At 69.5% G+C, this 17,109-nt stretch carries 15 protein-coding genes; 6 read left to right on the forward strand and 9 right to left on the reverse strand.

Going from position 1 to position 17,109, the window contains the following annotated elements; translation table 11 throughout:
- Positions 1 to 36: 36 nt before the first annotated feature.
- Both N5079_RS00755 and N5079_RS00760 read right to left on the reverse strand, forming a co-directional pair.
- Positions 37 to 2,115 carry a hypothetical protein gene (locus N5079_RS00755; RefSeq protein ID WP_261581277.1) on the reverse strand — a complete coding sequence of 693 codons (2,079 nt, stop codon included), beginning with the start codon at positions 2,113 to 2,115 and terminating at the stop codon, positions 37 to 39.
- A gap of 157 nt (positions 2,116 to 2,272) precedes the next feature.
- Positions 2,273 to 2,605, reverse strand: coding sequence for a hypothetical protein (locus N5079_RS00760; protein ID WP_261581278.1), 333 nt, complete (start codon positions 2,603 to 2,605; stop codon positions 2,273 to 2,275).
- A 4-nt stretch (positions 2,606 to 2,609) separates the two neighbouring features.
- Between N5079_RS00760 and N5079_RS00765 the strand changes: the two genes are divergently transcribed.
- The 4 genes from N5079_RS00765 to lpdA all read left to right on the forward strand — a co-directional run bounded on the left by N5079_RS00765 (position 2,610) and on the right by lpdA (position 6,286).
- The gene (locus N5079_RS00765) at positions 2,610 to 2,975 is read left to right on the forward strand and encodes a hypothetical protein (protein ID WP_261581279.1); all 366 of its coding nucleotides are present in this window, start codon (positions 2,610 to 2,612) and stop codon (positions 2,973 to 2,975) included.
- Positions 2,976 to 3,111: 136 nt separating this feature from the next.
- Positions 3,112 to 4,200 (forward strand): adenosine deaminase, encoded by a 1,089-nt coding sequence (locus N5079_RS00770; RefSeq protein ID WP_261581280.1) that lies wholly within the window; start codon positions 3,112 to 3,114, stop codon positions 4,198 to 4,200.
- Positions 4,197 to 4,781, forward strand: coding sequence for a PH domain-containing protein (locus N5079_RS00775; protein WP_261581281.1), 585 nt, complete (start codon positions 4,197 to 4,199; stop codon positions 4,779 to 4,781). Before N5079_RS00770 ends, N5079_RS00775 begins: the two co-directional genes overlap by 4 nt.
- Before the next feature lie 107 nt (positions 4,782 to 4,888).
- On the forward strand, positions 4,889 to 6,286 hold the full coding sequence (gene lpdA, locus N5079_RS00780; RefSeq protein WP_261581282.1) for a dihydrolipoyl dehydrogenase: 1,398 nt from the start codon (positions 4,889 to 4,891) through the stop codon (positions 6,284 to 6,286).
- Positions 6,287 to 6,410: 124 nt separating this feature from the next.
- Here the strand turns inward: lpdA and N5079_RS00785 are convergent, their stop codons facing one another.
- Genes N5079_RS00785 through N5079_RS00800 form a run of 4 tightly spaced genes read right to left on the reverse strand, consistent with a single transcriptional unit; the run spans position 6,411 to position 9,999 of the window.
- Positions 6,411 to 8,048, reverse strand: a complete 1,638-nt coding sequence (locus tag N5079_RS00785; RefSeq protein WP_261581283.1) for a phospho-sugar mutase — start codon at positions 8,046 to 8,048, stop codon at positions 6,411 to 6,413.
- 47 nt (positions 8,049 to 8,095) lie between these two features.
- Positions 8,096 to 8,899 (reverse strand): purine-nucleoside phosphorylase, encoded by an 804-nt coding sequence (locus N5079_RS00790; protein WP_261581285.1) that lies wholly within the window; start codon positions 8,897 to 8,899, stop codon positions 8,096 to 8,098.
- Between the two features lies 1 nt (position 8,900).
- Positions 8,901 to 9,527 carry a chromate transporter gene (locus N5079_RS00795; RefSeq protein ID WP_261581287.1) on the reverse strand — a complete coding sequence of 209 codons (627 nt, stop codon included), beginning with the start codon at positions 9,525 to 9,527 and terminating at the stop codon, positions 8,901 to 8,903.
- Positions 9,528 to 9,546: 19 nt separating this feature from the next.
- On the reverse strand, positions 9,547 to 9,999 hold the full coding sequence (locus N5079_RS00800) for a gamma-glutamylcyclotransferase (protein ID WP_261581288.1): 453 nt from the start codon (positions 9,997 to 9,999) through the stop codon (positions 9,547 to 9,549).
- 175 nt (positions 10,000 to 10,174) lie between these two features.
- Between N5079_RS00800 and N5079_RS00805 the strand changes: the two genes are divergently transcribed.
- Complete coding sequence (locus tag N5079_RS00805) at positions 10,175 to 11,566, forward strand: NAD(P)H-quinone dehydrogenase (RefSeq protein WP_261581289.1); 1,392 nt, start codon at positions 10,175 to 10,177, stop codon at positions 11,564 to 11,566.
- On the opposite strand, the gene N5079_RS00810 is transcribed toward N5079_RS00805, so the two are convergent.
- The 3 genes from N5079_RS00810 to N5079_RS00820 form a co-directional block, all read right to left on the reverse strand.
- Positions 11,543 to 12,814 carry a pentapeptide repeat-containing protein gene (locus N5079_RS00810; protein ID WP_261581290.1) on the reverse strand — a complete coding sequence of 424 codons (1,272 nt, stop codon included), beginning with the start codon at positions 12,812 to 12,814 and terminating at the stop codon, positions 11,543 to 11,545. The genes N5079_RS00805 and N5079_RS00810 overlap by 24 nt on opposite strands.
- A 467-nt stretch (positions 12,815 to 13,281) precedes the next feature.
- Positions 13,282 to 14,712, reverse strand: a complete 1,431-nt coding sequence (locus N5079_RS00815) for a hypothetical protein (RefSeq protein WP_261581291.1) — start codon at positions 14,710 to 14,712, stop codon at positions 13,282 to 13,284.
- 148 nt (positions 14,713 to 14,860) lie between these two features.
- Entirely contained in the window at positions 14,861 to 16,606 is a 1,746-nt protein-coding gene (locus tag N5079_RS00820; RefSeq protein WP_261581292.1) for an acetyl/propionyl/methylcrotonyl-CoA carboxylase subunit alpha, read from the reverse strand.
- 230 nt (positions 16,607 to 16,836) lie between these two features.
- On the opposite strand from N5079_RS00820, the gene N5079_RS00825 reads away from it, so the two are divergent.
- Positions 16,837 to 17,109 (forward strand): WXG100 family type VII secretion target, encoded by a 273-nt coding sequence (locus N5079_RS00825; RefSeq protein ID WP_261581293.1) that lies wholly within the window; start codon positions 16,837 to 16,839, stop codon positions 17,107 to 17,109.

Genomic DNA, 17,109 nt, shown 5'->3' on the forward strand with positions numbered 1-17,109 from the left:
TTCGCCGGGCGATCTCCGCGCCGTGATTCGCCAGGCCTACTTGAGCGTGCCGGGGGCCCATTGGCCGGGCACGCCGTCGTCACTGAGGACGATCTCCCGCGCCGCGCCGGACCGCACATCGACGGCATAGACGGAGTACTCCTCGTCCCCGACCTCGCCCGTGTCCGTCATCGCCTCCACGATGGCCTCATGGTCGCTCGCCCAGCCGCGGACCTCCTGGATGCTGGTGTCCTCCGGGAGGGAGGCCTCGACCCGGCTCAGGATTCTTCCCGTGTCCGGGGCCATGGTGACCAGCAGTCCGTGATCGCCTTCCGCCGGATGGGAGCGCTCGGCCGACAGCGCGACGGCGGTTTTGTCGGGGGACAACGCCGCGCCGCTGTCGAACAGTGTCAGATCAGCGGGCACCCGGCTCAGCACGCGGCCGTCGGGCCGCATCCGCACGAGTTCAGTGGCGTGAATGCGCCCGGGAACGTCTGTCACATCCCGTGTCATCGTCGCCGTGACTGTGCCGTCGTCCGAGAGGGCCACAATCGTCATCGGCTTCGGAAGGGTCCACGTCCGGCTCGTGGTGAAGTCGTGCACCCGTGGCCTGTGGGCACCGTCGGTCTCGCCGAAGTCGGCGGCGAGCCACCGCCCTGAAGGGGAGATGAACAGCCCCGCCTTGCCGGTCGGCCCATCCATCCCCTCGGTCAGGTGACTCGACACCGGCACTGAGCCGTGCCGATCCTTCACGACGAATTCCGACATCGAACTGCTGTAGTAGGCCATCCGGTTGCCGTCCCTGCTGAGCGCCAACGGGGACCTGAGGCCGCTGTAGTCGGGATCCATATCGGGGATCCGCCACTGGTCGCCCCTGGTGGTCACCACCCGCCACTGCTCGCAGTCGGAATCCTCCGGCCCATGGGCGCCCGGGGCGCAGAAGTCGTGGTACGCGTATCGGATGGGATCGCCGACCACAGCGGGAAGCGGGTCCGGCGTGTTCCCGGAGTCGCCGTGGTCCCCGTCCGCGAACGGGTCCGCGAAAGGGTCGGCCACGCCGCCGCTCTCCTGGATCTTGCCGAACACGGCGGCGACGCCGAAGGCGATGGGCGTCAGGATGAGGGCCGTCACCATGAGGCTGACGCTCGTGACGAGGCCCCTCCGGCCGGCGCGGCGCCGCCGTACGGCGCGGAGCGTCTCGGCTGTGACCCCGTCGACGATGTCGGCGGCGGGCATCTCGGCCCCCAGAGTGGCCAGCCCCCGGCGTAACCCGGCATGCCAGGCGTCCTCACCCGGGCCGGGAGGAGCGCCCCAGGCCGGCGATCCCGCAGACCGCGCAAGGCCGGCCCGGTCTTCCGTACGACCCTGTCCCGGGTCGGCGAACGCGGGCGCTGAGGTCGGTGAGGCCGGTTCGTCCGTGGGCGGCGCCCACGGCGCTTTCACGTCGGTGATCGAGCTCTCCGCCTGCCATGGGAGAAGCCCCTGTGAGGTCTCCCCATCCCGTACGGCCGCCGTTCTCTCCGATGTCCCAGCGGAGTCGATGTGGGGTGCCACTCCGTTGTCCGGGGCGGGAGCCGTACTCACTTCGGACCCTGGGCCGGCACATTCGCCGGTTTCGGAGGCGGGAGCCGTGCCGGGCTGTGACGCGGGAGCCGTACCGAGGTCGGAGGCGGTGGCGAGCGAGGGGAGCCGGTGGCGGAGTTCTGAAAGGGCGACGACGGTCTCGGTCTGGGCCGTGTGGAGGTTGAAGCCGCACAGATCGGCTGCCTGCCATTCAGCGGCCCCGTCGTGGTGGCGCGCCACGATAAGCGCCCGCTGGCCAGGCGTCAGCGCGGCCAGGGCCATGGCGAGCTGTGAGGCGCTGGCCGCGTCACGACCACCACCGGAGGCGCCGGGCCGCCGTTGCGGGTCCTTGCCAGAGCGCGGATGCTTCAGGAAAAGCGCGAACAGCTCACGACGGGCGGTCTCGGCGGGGGAGACCCAGCGGACCGAGCTCCATCGGGCGGCGACCCTGGTGAGTGATTTGACCACAAGCGCGCGGGCGAGGTCCGCGTCACCGGTGAGGAGAAAGGCCGTGCGGGCAAGCGGCGGTGTCTGGTCGGCCGCGAACACCGGGAACCCGGGCAGCTTGCGCATGGCTAGCCCTTGTCGCCCGTCGCTTCGGGGTGACCACCGATCGGCTCGCTCACTACCGTCCTCGCCCCCGTACCAAATAGGGATATATCCGTTCTTGCCGTGCTCTGGAGGCGCTCAGAGTAGCCCACCATGTGAACCGAGCGCTTGATCCCCGCATCTAACGGGCAACGAATCCTTCGAAAGAAGCCGCCGCCATGAAGACCCGCCTCGCCCTCGCCGTCCTTCCGCTCGCCGTCGTCATCGCCTGTGGGACCACCAGCACGGACGGCTCACCGGCCGAGCCGTCGTCCACCTTGACCACGGCTCCCCCGGCTTCTGCCACCGCCCCGGCGTCTTCGGCTCCCTCGGCATCATCGGCTCCCTCGGCTTCCGGGACGGCCGTGGTCACTCCGCCTCCCTCGGGGTCGCCGGAGCCGACCGATTTGGCGCCGCCGTCCTCCACGAAGCCGGTCACGGTGCGGCGCACCCCCTCGAAGCCTCCTACCGTCACGGGGGTGAGATTCGCGGGTCACGGCGACTTCGACAGGGTGGTCGTCGATCTTCAAGGGCCTATGACCGGCTACACGGCCCGCTGGGTGAGCAAGATCGTCCAGGACGGCTCCGGCGCGGCGATGGACGTCAAGGGCGGGGCCTACCTCCAGCTCACGCTGTACCCGGCGAACGCCCACGACGACGCGGGCAACTCCACCTGGGTAGGGCCCCGGCAGGTCACCGCCAAGCTGCCGAACATCGTCGAGGTCGTCAACAACGGCGATTTCGAGGGCGTGGTGAGCATCGGTCTGGTGCTCGACCACAAGGCCGGGTTCCGGGTGCTGGAGCAGTCCGCGCCGACCCGGCTCGTGATCGACGTGGCGCGCTGACAAACTGGTGGGCATGCTCAGGGGGATCGACGTGCCCACCCGACACCCGTGCCGGGCGGCGAGGTCGGCCTTCAAGATCCTTTTTGTACGGCCGACGATAGGATTGTGAAATGAGTGAGCGGAGCGAGGAGGGCGCATGAGCCGGCTACCGACTTATGAGGAAATCCGCAGCGCCCCGAAGGTGTTGCTCCACGACCATCTGGACGGCGGGCTTCGCGCGGAGACGATCGTCGACCTGGCCCGCGACAGCGGCCACGAGCTTCCCTCGACCGATCCGGACAACCTCGCCACCTGGTTCCAGGAGGCCGCCGACTCCGGCTCGCTGGAGCGCTACCTGGACACCTTCGCTCACACGGTCGGGGTCATGCAGTCACGGGAGGCGCTGGTAAGGGTGGCCGCCGAATGCGCGGAGGACCTGGCGGACGACGGCGTCGTCTACGCCGAGGTCCGGTACGCCCCGGAGCAGCACACCTCGGCTGGCCTCGGTCTGGATGAGGTCGTCGAGGCCGTGCTGGAGGGCTTCCGGCTGGGTTCCGCCGGTCCCGACGGACGGCCACGCATCCAGGTCGGCACTCTGCTCACCGCCATGCGTCACCAGGCGCGGTCGATGGAGATCGCCGAGCTGGCCGTACGCTACCGCGACGTCGGCGTGGTCGGCTTCGACATCGCGGGCGCCGAGGCCGGCTACCCGCCCACCCGGCACATCGACGCCTTCGAGTACCTCCAGCGGGAGAACGCCCACTTCACCATCCACGCGGGTGAGGGATTCGGACTGCCGTCCATCTGGCAGGCGATCCAGTGGTGCGGCGCGGACCGGCTCGGCCACGGCGTCCGCATCATCGACGACATCACGGTGTCCGGTGACGGCGAGGCCAAGCTTGGACGGCTCGCCGCGTACGTCCGCGACAAGCGCATCCCACTGGAGATGTGCCCGACGTCGAACCTGCAGACGGGGGCCGCCGCCTCGATCGCGGAGCACCCCATCGGCCTGCTGCGTCGGCTGTACTTCCGGGTGACGGTCAACACCGACAACCGGCTGATGAGCGGGACGAGCGTGTCCAAGGAGTTCGCCAAGCTCGTGGACGCCTTCGGCTATGACTGGGACGACCTCCAGTGGTTCACGGTCAACGCGATGAAGTCCGCCTTCATCCCCTTCGATGAGCGGCTCGCGCTGATCAACGGCGTGATCAAGCCCGGTTTCGCCCAGTTGAAGTGGCGCGCGTGAAGAAACAGCTCTACAGGTCGAAGGTGGCCCAGGTGTTCGGCTGGGTCTGGCTCGTGTTCGCGGCGTACAACGCGTGGGACCTGATCGCGCACGGTTCGATGCCCTCGGCCCTGATCGCGGGCGCTGTGCTGGGCGTCATCACGGTGCTCGTCTTCCTGCTGGCGCTCCGCCCGGCGGTCGTGGTCGAGGAGGGCGGCGTCCGCGTACGCAACCCGCTGAGGAACGCCTGGATCCCCTGGAACGCCGTCGGCGACGTGCTGGTGTCCAACGTGATCGTCATCGAATCCGGACATACGACGGTCCGCTGCTGGACCCCGCATGCCAGCACCCGTGAGCGGGTCAAGGCCGTCAGCCGCGCGGGGAAAGCGGCCTCACGGGCCGGCATGTCCATGGCCGAGCGCGCGATGGCCGAGGCCGCCGGTCGCACCCACGCCGACTGGGTGGCGCAGCAGCTGACCGAGATGAGCGCGTCGAGGAATAGTGCCTCAACGGGCGAGACCCGCGTGACCTGGTCGCCGTCCGCGCTCGCCGCTGCCGCCGCCGCCATCGTCCTCGTCGCGGTCACCCTGGTCCTGGCCTGAGCCAAATTTCGGCGTGGGGGCGCGGGGGTTCCATCCGCCGTCATTCCGGAGCGGATACTGCCGCCCCTGGTGAAGGGCGCCGTTTCGGCGAGCATAAGGTCCGGTACATGACTGATCACTACGATGTCGTGGTCCTCGGCGCGGGCCCGGGTGGGTATGTCGCCGCGATCCGGGCAGCCCAGCTCGGACTCAGAACGGCAATAGTCGAGGAACGCTACTGGGGCGGCGTGTGCCTCAACGTGGGATGCATCCCCTCGAAGGCGCTGTTGCGCAACGCCGAGCTCGTCCATCTGCTCACGAACGACGCCAAGACGTTCGGCATCAGGGTGGACGGCCAGCTGACCTTCGACTACGGCGAGGCTTTCAGGCGCAGCCGCAAGGTCGCCGACGGGCGCGTCAAAGGCGTGCACTACCTCATGAAGAAGAACGGCATCAGGGAGTATGACGGCCGCGGCGCCTTCCTTGACGCCAACACCTTGCGGGTGGAGGGCCCCGGCGGCACTGAGACGGTGACGTTCGGCCACTGCATCATCGCCACCGGTGCGACAACCAGGCTCCTGCCCGGGACCTCCCTGTCCGAGCGTGTCGTGACATACGAGGAGCAGATCCTCAGCGAGAAGCTCCCGGAGAGCATCGTCATCGCCGGCGCGGGCGCCATCGGCGTCGAGTTCGCGTACGTGCTCAACAGCTACGGCGTGAAGGTGACGATCGTCGAGTTCCTCGATCGGATCGTGCCCCTCGAGGACGAGGAGGTGTCGGCGGAGCTCGCGCGGCGGTACAAGCGGCTCGGCATCGAGGTGCTGACGTCGACCCGCGTCGAGTCCATCGACGACTCGGGCGAGAAGGTCCGTGTGACCGTCTCACGCAACGGGCAGCCGTCGGTGATCGAGGCCGACAAGGTGCTGCAGGCCATCGGTTTCCAGCCCCGGGTGGATGGCTACGGGCTCGAGAACACCGGCGTACGGCTGACCGACCGGGGCGCCGTCGACATCGACGGGCGATGCCGTACCAGCGTGCCGCATATCTTCGCCATCGGCGACGTCACGGCGAAGCTGATGCTCGCCCACGCTGCCGAGTCGATGGGCATCGTCGCCGCGGAGACGATCGCGGGCGCGGAGACCATGGAGCTCGACTACATCATGATCCCTCGGGCCACCTACTGCCAGCCGCAGATCGCGAGCTTCGGCTTCACTGAGGCGCAGGCGCGCGAACGCGGCTTCGACGTCAAGGTGGCCAAGTTCCCGTTCACGGCCAACGGCAAGGCACACGGCCTGGGGGACGTCACCGGGTTCGTCAAGATCCTCAGCGACGCGAAGTATGGCGAACTGCTCGGCGCCCACTTGATCGGGCCCGAGGTAACCGAGTTGCTGCCCGAGCTGACCCTGGCCCAGCAGTGGGACCTGACGGTGAATGAGGTGGCGCGCAACGTCCACGCCCACCCCACGCTCGGCGAGGCGATCAAGGAGGCGATCCACGGGCTGGCCGGTCACATGATCAACATGTGAGGCCGGCCCCCGTAGCCCGCGTGATCGCTTCAACGAGCCCGGGCGAAGGCTCCTGAGCTTGGGTGGGGGTGTAGTGGCGGCCGGCCTTCAAGGTCGCGCGAAGCACTGTTCGGGGCTGGTGTGGTTAAAGTCCAAGGGCGACGGCCAGGTCTTTCTTGAGGGCATCGAGGTCCTGTACGGCTTGAGCTCGTGCCTTTGTGACGTCGTCCTCTACGGGGATGACGACCTCCAGGTAGCACTTGAGCTTGGGCTCGGTTCCGCTGGGCCGTACGATCACGCGGGCGCCGTGGGAGAGGCGGTAGCGGAGGCCGTCGGTGGGCGGCAGGCCCGCCGCGCCTTCGGAGAGGTCCTCGGCCGACTCGACGGTGCGGCCGGCGAGCTCCATGGGCGGGTTGGCGCGCAGCCGTTCCATGGCCTGGGAGATGAGGGACAGGTCATCGACGCGGAACGAGAGCTGGCCGGTGGCGTGCAGGCCGTACCTGCGGGCCTGGTCGTCGAGGAGGTCGATGAGCGACCGTCCCTCGCGCTTGGCCTGGGCGGCCATTCCGGCAATGGTGAGGGCGGCGCCGATGCCGTCCTTGTCATGGACGGGGAGGCCGGCGTTCGAGCCGACGCCGTAGCCGAGGGCCTCCTCGTAGCCGAAGACCAAGCCGGACCCGGCCTTCATGATCCACTTGAAGCCGGTGAGGGTCTCGGCATGGCGGACGCCGTAACCTTCGGCGATCTTGCTGAGCAGCGACGACGACACGATCGAGGTGGCCACGAGCCGGGCGTCGCCCGTGGTGTGGCGCAGCACGTGCTCGGCGAGCAGCCCGCCGACCTCGTCGCCGCTCAGCATGCGGTAACCGCCTAGGGGGAGCGGCGTCCCGACGGCGCACCTGTCGGCGTCGGGGTCGTTGGCGAGCACGAGGTCGGCGCCGGTCTTGCGGGCGAGGTCGAGCGCGAGGTCCATCGCACCCGGCTCCTCCGGGTTGGGGAACGACACGGTGGGAAAGTCCGGATCGGGCGCCGCCTGCCGTCCGACCTGCACCGGAGTCTCGAATCCGGCCTTGCGGAACGCCTCGGCGAGGATGTGGCCGCCGACGCCGTGGAGGGGTGTGTACGCGATGGCGATCTCGCGGTCATCGCCGATCGGGAGGGCGGTCACGGCGTCGAGGTAAGGCTCGACGATCTCGTGATGCCCCAGCGTCTCCCAGTCCGAACCCAGGGCGAGCTCGTCCACGCGGCCGACCGTGTCGATGGCGCGGGAGATTTCGCCGTCGATGGGCGGGACGATCTGCGCCCCGTCGCCCCAGTAGACCTTGTAGCCGTTGTCGCGCGGCGGGTTGTGCGATGCGGTGACCATGACTCCCGCGTCCGCGCCGAGGTGTCGTACGGCGAATGCCAGGATCGGCGTCGGCCACTTGCCGGCCATGACGGAGGCGCGCAGGCCCGCCCCGGTCAGCACGGCGGCGGTGTCGGCGGCGAAGACGTCGGAGTTGTGCCGCGCGTCGTAGCCGATGACGACGTGCTTCCCCCGCCCCAGGACGCGGGCCAGCCCCGCGGCGGCCCGCATGACCGTCACCCGGTTCATCCGGTTGGGCCCCGCGCCCAGCTCGCCGCGCAGGCCCGCCGTACCGAATTCGAGCTTGGCCCCGAACCGCTCCGCCAGCTCGGCGTGGTCCTCCCGGTCGAGGATGCCTTGCAACTCCGCGCGGGTCTCCGGGTCGGGGTCCTGGTCGAGCCACTCCTGGGCCAGCCGTACGAGGTCAGTGGAGGTCAACGTTCATTCTCCCATTGCTTTCCGGGGGCTGCCATCGCGTTGTGGGGTTACAGCTTGTCGACGACCTTGGCGAGCAGGACGCCCATGCGCGCGGCGGTGGCGCGGCCGACCTCCAGTACCTCTTCGTGGTTGAGCGGCTCGCCGACCAGGCCGGCGCCGGGGTTGGTGACCAGGGAGATGCCGAGCACCTCGGCGCCGGCCTCGCGGGCCGCGATGGCCTCCAGCACGGTTGACATGCCCACCAGGTCGCCGCCCAGCGTGCGGAGCATGCGGATCTCGGCGGGTGTCTCGTAGGTCGGCCCGCGGAACGCCACATAGACGCCTTCGGTCAGTGACGGGTCCACCTCGCGGGCGAGCTCCCGCAGGCGCGGGGTGTAGACGTCGGTGAGGTCGACGAACGTGGCCCCGGTGATCGGATTGCTGCCGGTCAGGTTGATGTGGTCGCTGATCAGGACCGGGTCGCCGACGTTCTGGCTCTCGGGGCGCAGGCCGCCCGCCGCGTTGGTCAGCACGACCGTGCGCACTCCCGCCGCGACAGCCGTACGGACGCCATGGACCACCGGCTCGACGCCGCGGCCCTCGTAGAGGTGCGTGCGGCCGAGGAAGATGAGGGCGTTGAGCGCGGCGCCGGTCCGCACGGCGCGGATGACGCCCGCGTGGCCGGCGACGGCGGGTGGCGTGAAACCGGGCAGTTTGGTCACAGGGAACTCGGCGATCGTCTCGCCGATCGCGTCCGCCGCGGGCACCCAGCCGGAGCCCATGACAAGGGCGACGTCGAAGGAGGGGATGCCGGCGAGATTCCGCAGCGTGGTCGCGGCCTCTGCCGCCAGAACGTAAGCGTCGTTGGTCACTTTAGTGAGCGTACAGAACGGCATGAAGCACCCCGGCAACACCACCCGCCAGAATCAGCCACGCGGTGTTCAGCGAAGTCCTCCACAGGGCCAGTACGGCTGCCGCGCACAGGATCACCGTCAGCGGATCGACGAGCGGCCCATGGGCAAGCTGGGCGCCCAGCCCGGCCATGAGCGCGAGGGCGGCGGCGTTGACCCCGTCGAGCAGCGCCGACGACCACTCCTTCGACCGGATCTTGTCGGTCAGCTTCGTCAGCAGGCCGACCAGGAGGAACGACGGGAGGAAGATGCCCACGGTCGCGAGGACGGCCCCCGGCACTCCCGCGACGAGGTAGCCGACGAAGGTCGCCGTCGTGAACACCGGGCCGGGGGTGACCTGCCCGATCGCGATCGCGTCCGTGAGCTGGGCGTCGGTCAGCCAGTGCAGCCGCTCGACGAAGTCCCCATGGAGGAAGGCCAGCAGCACGTAGCCGCCGCCGTACAGCACGGCGCCGATCTTGAGGAAGCGCTGCTCGGTGAGCCAGCCGCGGCGCCGGACCAGCTCGTCGTGCATCATGGCGATGTGCGCGGCGGGACCGCCGAACGCGATCGTCCCGAGCCGCAGGAACAACCACGCCACCTCACGCACGGCCGTATTGAACAGGGCGTCAGTCGCCGAGGGACTTGCAGGGCCGGGTGCGCAGGCCGCCGACGTAGTCGTCCGGGGCGCCCGCCTTCTCCGCCGCGTCGGCGAGGATGCCGAGGTAGCGGGCCGAGGGCAGGCCGCCCTCGTACGAATCGAGCACGTAGGACCAGGCCAGCACGTCGCCCTCCAGGGTCGCGACGCGGAGCCGTACCTTGCGGTAGAACCCCAGGTCGGTGCCGGTCCACTGGTCGAGGGAGGACTCGTCCCACTCCGGCACGTCGTAGAGGACGACGAAGACCTGCTCGTCGGAGTCCTCGACGATGGTGGCGAGAGCGCCCTCCCAGCCGACGTCCTCCCCACCGAAGGTCAGCCGCCAGCCCGGAAGCCAGCCGGTACCACGCATGGGAGAGTGGGGAGCCCGCTCTGCCATCTGTTTGGGGTCCATGTTGCTGCCATAGGCCGCGTAAACAGGCACGGCACACAAGACTAATCCAAGATCCTGAAAGTTGAACGAACGGAGCGCGGACGAGCTACTCCTGGGAGAAAGACCACCTGCTCCCCGGGGGAAATCCGCGTAGTCGAGCCGTTACCACGCCTCTCATGGGCCCCTCATCGGGACACAGTTGCCCCGATACGGGACAATGGAGCATGTGACGAGGATTGTGATCATCGGTGGTGGCCCCGGCGGATATGAGGCGGCTCTCGTGGCCGCGCAATTGGGGGCCCAGGTCACAGTGGTCGAGCAGGAAGGCCCTGGTGGCGCGTGCGTGCTCACCGACTGCGTGCCTTCCAAGACCCTGATCGCCACCTCCGTCCGTAAGCAGGCGCTGCTGGACGCGTCCTCCCTGGGCGTCCATTTCAGCGGTGGGGGCGACGGCGAGGTCGGCGGCGTGACGGCCGACATGCCCCTCGTGAACAAACGGGTCAAGGAGCTGGCCCATGCCCAGTCCGCCGACGTCGCCGCGCGGCTGGCCGCCGAGGGCGTGGAGGTCGTCCGGGCCTCGGGACGGCTGGTCGATCCCCAGGTCGTTCGCGCGGGCGACCGGACGATCCGGGCCGACGTCGTCATCGTGGCCACCGGAGCCCACCCCCGTGTGCTGCCGGGCGCCGAGCCCGACGGGGAGCGCATCCTGAGCTGGCGGCAGCTGTACGACCTCCAGGAGTTGCCCGAGCACCTGATCGTGGTCGGCTCCGGTGTGACCGGGGCCGAGTTCGCCGGGGCCTACCAGTCGCTGGGCTCGGAGGTGACCCTGGTGTCCTCGCGCGACCGCATGATGCCCAACGAGGACGCCGACGCCGCCGAGGTGCTCGAAGAGGTCTACCGGCGGCGCGGAATGAACGTCATGGGCCGCTCCCGCGCCTCGTCCGTCAAGCGCACCGAGCACGGCGTCGTCGTCACGCTGGAGGACGGCCGGACCGCCGAGGGCACCCACTGCCTCATGACCGTCGGCATGGTGCCCAACACCGCCGGGATCGGCCTGGAGGACAACGGCGTCCGGCTCGACCGGAACGGGTTCATCGAGGTCGACAAGGTGTCCAGGACCTCGGCGCCCGGTGTCTACGCGGCCGGCGACTGCACCGGCGTGCTGATGCTCGCCTCGGTCGCCGCCATGCAGGGCCGCATCGCGGTCTGGCACGCGCTGGGCGAGGCCGTACAGCCCATCCGCCTGGCCACTGTGGCCTCCAACATCTTCACCGACCCGGAGATCGCGGCCGTCGGCGTGTCGCAGAAGCAGATCGAGTGCGGCGAGATCGAGGCCAACGTCGTCAAGCTGCCCCTCGCCACCAACGCCCGGGCCAAGATGCAGGGCTTTAACGACGGCTTCGTCAAGCTGTTCTGCCGGCCGAACACGGGCATCGTGCTCGGCGGCGTCATCGTGGCTCCCCGGGCGTCCGAGCTGATCCTGGCAGTTTCCGTCGCCGTCCAGCACCGGCTGACCGTCGACCAGTTCGCGCACACGTTCGCCGTCTACCCGTCGCTGTCCGGGTCGATCACCGAGGCGGCCCGCCGCCTCATGTCACCGCTGACCGCCGGTATCTGACAGCCGCGACCTGACATGCTGCAAGGCATACCGCCCATGCTGTACGGCTGACGCCGCGGCCTGCAGTTCGTAGGGCGTTTGGGCGATGTTCAGCGCCTGCTTGGCGGCCTCGTAGGCGTCGAGCGCCGCCCGCCATTCGTGGGTCGGCCCGCTCACCTGGTTGATCTTCATCTCGAAGTCCAGAGCGTCGATCTCCTCGCCGAACCGGGTGACCTCCTCCTCGGCCGCGTGACGGGCCACCGCCATGGCGGCCACGAAGCGCTCCCTGCGCCGGTGGGAGACGCCCCAGATCAGCAGCGTGAGGCTGAGCCCCAGGCCACTCACGATCACCAGGATCAGCGCCGGCGACAGACCCTTGGAGGGCCCCGAATCCGGGACGTCCTGGGTGCCCGCACCTGGGTCGTCGGTCTCCTCGGCCGACGCGGGCCGGCCCTTGATGGCATCGTCGGGGAGGTTGACGGCGTCACCGCGCGCCCCGGTCAGGTTGAGGTCTCTGGCCTGGGTGAAGGACGCGCCCTGGACGTTGGCGCCCGTCAGGTCGGCGCCCTGCAGATCGGCCTGGGTGAGCTCGGCCCTGGAAAGGTCGGCGTTCTTCAGCACGGCGTACTGCAGCTCCGCTTGGCCGAGCTTGCCGTCCTTGATCTTGGCCCTGGTGAAGTCGGCCGTCCGGCCCTTGATCTGGCCGAGTGTGGCCCCCGTGAGGTCGGTGTCGACCAGCTTGGCGTCGGTCAGGTTGGCCTGGGTCAGCACAGCCCTGGTGAGGACCGCCTCGGTCAGGTCCGCGTGGGGGAACTCCGCCTGACCGGCCTCGGCGTCGATCAGGATCGCGCCGCGGAGGTCGGCCTGCTTGGCCCGCAGTTGCCCGAGGTCGGCATTGCTGAGGTCGGCTCCCCGCAGATCGCCGTACTCGACGTGGGCCTGCGTGAGGTCGGCTTCCTTCAGCGAGGCGTCCCGCAGGATGGCACCCGTGAGGTCCTTCTGGGTGAGGTCCACCTCGTCGAGCTTGGCCTTGGTGAGATCGGCGCATCGCAGGTCGTAGGGGAGGGTCGCGCCGTGGGTGAAGTCCCTGCCGCGCAGGTTGGGCCCGCTGCCCGGCTTGCACGGCCCAGCGGCGGCCTGTACGGCTGTCGCCGGGACGGCGACGGACAACGCGGCGGCGAAGAACACGGCGCCGGCGAGGGCGGCGATGCGACGAGGGGCGACGAGCGAATCGAAACGACGCGGGGCGGTGAGGGGAGCGATACGCACTGGGGGGCCTCCTGGGGGAACGCCCCGAGTTTCTCACGTGATCTTAACCCTGACTTGCAAGCCCCTTACATCCCTCCGCGACCGCGCGGCCGCACCCCTTGCGGTGATCATGCGGTGAGCACGTGGTGAGCACGTGATGAGCACGTGATGAGCACGTGATGAGCACGTGGTGATCATGCACACATTCCCCTGCTGGCCGTTGACCACGCCATTCCCGAGTTGTGATCATGCGCAGTTTCCCGCGGATGGCCGTTGACCGCGCCATCCTCACATCGTGATCATGCACGTGATCCGTACGGCCCATAAACGTTCGTGACCTCGCACTCCGAGTGAAGTGCAAGGTCACGAGGGGAGAAACCGCTGGCCACCGGGCTACCCCGGGAAAGTGCGCATGATCACCAATTAAGGATGCGCTGGTCACCCACCGTGATCGGGAACCTGTGCATGATCACGCCGGGGGAGGGGGGTTACCAGTCGCCGCCGCCGAAGTCGCCGCCGCCGAAGTCGCCGCCTCCACCCCAGTCGCCGCCTCCGCCGAAGTCGCCGCCTCCGCCGAAGTCGCCGCCTCCGCCGCCGAAGTCTCCTCCGCCGCCGCCCCAGTCGCCGCCACCGGCCTCGACGCCGTCCTGGTAGCCGGACTCGTAGCCCGAGCCGTAGCCGCCGTATCCGTAGCCGCCCCAGCCGCCGCCGAACGCGCCGCCGAGCACGGTGCCGACCAGCATGCCGGTCAGCAGATCGCCGCCGAAGCCGCCGTAGTAGCCGTAGGCGTAGGGCTGGTAGGCGGGACCGGCGTCCCAGTACGGCCGGCGCTGGCCGTTGACCACGACCTCACGCATCTGCGGGTCGAAGCCGCGCTCGACGGCCTCGGCGTCGGCCGCGCAGGCCGGGACGTCGCGGACCGCGCCACCGGGCGGGGCCCAGCGGACGGTGCGGACGGACGGGCCGTGCTGCGGGTTGAAGAAGCACGGGGGCAGCCGCTCCGGCAGGGGCTGGTTGTTCACCCGCGCCTTGACGCAGGCCAGGGCGTAGCGCCCGTCCTCCAGGGTCGAGGTGACCGTACGGAGCTCGTCGGGGCGCTTGACCGCGGCGAGCTCGTTCTTGGCCCGCTCGTAGGAGTCGAGCGCGCGCTGCCAGTCGGACGAGGTCTCGGCCTGCGGCAGCATCTTGACATCCAGGTCCAGAGCGGTGATCTCCTCACCGAACTTGGTGACGTCCTCCTCGACGGTCTGCTTGACCGCGGCGAGCTCGGCCGCCTCCTTCTCCTCGCGCTTCCGCTTCATGCGGCGAGAGATGATCCACAAACCGGCACCTCCGACGACGGCGACTCCCAGAATGCCGACCAGCACGCCGCCGCCTCCGCCTCCGGCCGCGCTGCCCCTGTCCAGTGCGTCCTTGTCGCCCTCCACGGCGAGGTTGACGCGGTTGACGAAGTCCTCCATGCCGGTGGCGACGTCTTTGTTGCTGGCGGTGGACAGCCTGGCGAGCCGAGCCGCGGACACGTTCGGCGGCAGGGCCGTAGAGGCGGCGAAGACACTGGTCCCGTCCAGGACGGCGACTGTGGCACTCGACCGGCCCGCCGCGTCGAGCCCCCTGCCGAGGCTGTTGATGAACGTGCGCGCCTCGGCGGTGGTCACGGTGCCGTCGGGCAGCGCGGCCACGTAAATCTTGGACTTGGAGCCCTTCAGCGCCTTGCGGATGTCGTCCTGCTGGCTCGACGACAGCGGGGCGCCGCTCTGGACGAAGAGCGGGTCGCCGCTCTTCCACGCCGCGATCACGGTGTCGGGATTCGGCGGAGTCGCGGCATGGGCGGCGGGGGAGAGCGCGAACAGCGCGAAAACACCGACGAGCAGCGCCGCCATGGCGGCCCCCACGCGGCCCAGCGGTTGTGTGATGGTCACGGCTTCAAGCCTCCTTCGCCCTACAGGACGAACGGCAGGGCGCGATGGTTCCTCTCCGGAAGATGTTCATGCCTCAGAGATCCTCGAACCCTTACCCATGGACCGCCTGGTCGAACGCCCTGGACGGCCCGATCCCGCCGGGAGGGCCTCAGGCGTCCTTGATCTCGCAGATCACGGCTCCCGCGGTCACGGTCTGGCCGGCCGCGGCGGTGAGGCCCGTGACCGTGCCGGCCTTGTGGGCCGCGAGCGGCTGCTCCATCTTCATCGCCTCGATGACGACGATCGTGTCTCCGGCCGCCACCGTGTCCCCGTCCGAGGCGACGACCTTGACGATCGTCCCCTGCATCGGGCTGACGAGGGAGTCGCCGCCGACCGCCGCCTTCTTCGGGTTGTTTCCACCGCCACGCCTGGGCGTCTTCTTGGCCGTTGTACGGCTGGCCGTACCGAGCTCAGACGGGAGGACGACCTCGAGGCGCTTGCCGCCGACCTCGACGGTGATGCGCTCCCGCTCGACCTGCTCCCCGGCCTCCACCGGCCCCTCGAACAGCGGGATCTCGTTCACGAACTCGGTCTCGATCCACCGGGTGTGCACGGAGAAGGGCTCATCGACGAAGGCGGGGTCCTCCACGACGGCGCGGTGGAACGGAAGGACGGTGGGCATGCCGCCGATCTCGAACTCGGCCAGCGCCCGGCGCGACCGCTCCAGCGCCTGCCGCCGCGAGGAGCCGGTGACGATGAGCTTCGCGACGAGGGAGTCGAAGGACTGCGGCACGGTCATACCCGTCTCGTAGCCCGAGTCGAGCCGTACGCCGGGGCCCGAAGGAGCGCGCATCGACGTCAGCGTGCCGGGAGCGGGCAGGAAGCCCCGGCCGGCGTCCTCGGCGTTGATCCGGAACTCGATCGAGTGGCCGCGCAGCACGGGGTCGTCGTAGCCGAGGGCCTCGCCGTCGGCGACGCGGAACATCTCCCGGACGAGGTCGATCCCGGAGACCTCCTCGGTGACGGGGTGCTCGACCTGGAGCCGGGTGTTGACTTCGAGGAAGGAGATGGTGCCGTCCTGGCCGACGAGGAACTCGCAGGTGCCCGCGCCGACGTAGCCCGCCTCGCGCAGGATCGCCTTGGACGACGAGTAGAGCAGGTCCCGCTGCTCGCCGGAGAGGAACGGCGCGGGGGCCTCCTCGACCAGCTTCTGGTGGCGGCGCTGGAGCGAGCAGTCGCGGGTGCTGACGACCACGACGTTGCCGTGCCGGTCGGCGAGGCACTGGGTCTCGACGTGCCGGGGGCGGTCGAGGTAGCGCTCGACGAAGCACTCGCCGCGCCCGAAGGCGGTGACGGCCTCGCGGACGGCGGACTCGTAGAGGTCGGGGATCTCCTCGATCGTGCGCGCCACCTTGAGCCCGCGGCCGCCTCCGCCGAAGGCCGCCTTGATGGCGATCGGAAGTCCGTGCTCCTCGGCGAACGCGATGACCTCGTCCACTCCGGACACGGGGTCGGGCGTGCCCGCCACGAGCGGGGCGCCGACGCGCTGTGCGATGTGCCGGGCCTGGACCTTGTCGCCGAGGGCGGTGATGGCGGCGGGCGGCGGGCCGATCCAGATCAGGCCCGCGTCCTCCACGGCCTGCGCGAAGTCGGCGTTCTCGGCGAGGAAGCCGTAGCCGGGGTGGACGGCGTCCGCCCCTGTCTGCCGGGCCACGGAGAGGAGCTTGCCGATGTTGAGATACGTGTCCGCCGGGCTCTGCCCGTTGAGCGCGTGCGCCTCGTCGGCCACCCGGACGTGGAGCGCGTCCAGATCCTGGTCGGCGTACACCGCGACGCTGGTCAGCCCGGCGTCCTTGCACGCGCGGGCGATCCGTACGGCGATCTCGCCGCGGTTGGCGATCAAGACCTTCTGCACCGCCGTCATCCCTTCGTCCCGGGCCTGGCTGACCTTCATGGAGTGTAAGCGGCCAGTCGGCTCGGGAGATCCCCACCCCCGGCAAAGCGCGTCCTCCTCAGGGGATGCGGAGCCGCGCGCGTCAAGCGCCCGCCGGGCGCCAGTGGTATAGCCGCTCGGCATAAAGGGTTCACAGAATTGACTGAGGATCTACGGTGAGGGCGGCCCCCTGTCGATGAAGGAGTGACCGAATGAGTAACAGCTTGCTCGGCGGCAACCCGGCGGAGATGCAGAGCATGGCCGCGCAGTTCACCCAGCAGGCGGACCAGGTTCGCGCCACGATGGCCAACCTCGACCGTGAGGCTGCCAAGGTCGGCACCGCCTGGACCGGCCCCGGCGCGCAGCGCTTCCACGACGCCTGGCAGAGCTATCGGGCGGCGTTCCAGCGCATGTCGGAGGAGCTCAACGAGGCGTCCCGGGTCATCAACACCTACCGCGGCAACATCGAGTCCGCGACCCGCTAA

Origin of the sequence: Planotetraspora sp. A-T 1434, assembly GCF_025420585.1 — a bacterium.
Taxonomy (GTDB): Bacteria; Actinomycetota; Actinomycetes; order Streptosporangiales; family Streptosporangiaceae; genus JAOEGB01.

What these genes read in the sequence shown, in the direction of transcription:
- N5079_RS00770 (WP_261581280.1), top strand. Translation starts at nt 3,112, where the DNA reads ATGAGCCGGCTACCGACTTATGAGGAAATCCGCAGCGCCCCGAAGGTG.
- N5079_RS00755 (WP_261581277.1), bottom strand. Translation starts at nt 2,115, where the DNA reads ATGCGCAAGCTGCCCGGGTTCCCGGTGTTCGCGGCCGACCAGACACCG.
- lpdA (WP_261581282.1), top strand. Translation starts at nt 4,889, where the DNA reads ATGACTGATCACTACGATGTCGTGGTCCTCGGCGCGGGCCCGGGTGGG.
- N5079_RS00825 (WP_261581293.1), top strand. Translation starts at nt 16,837, where the DNA reads ATGAGTAACAGCTTGCTCGGCGGCAACCCGGCGGAGATGCAGAGCATG.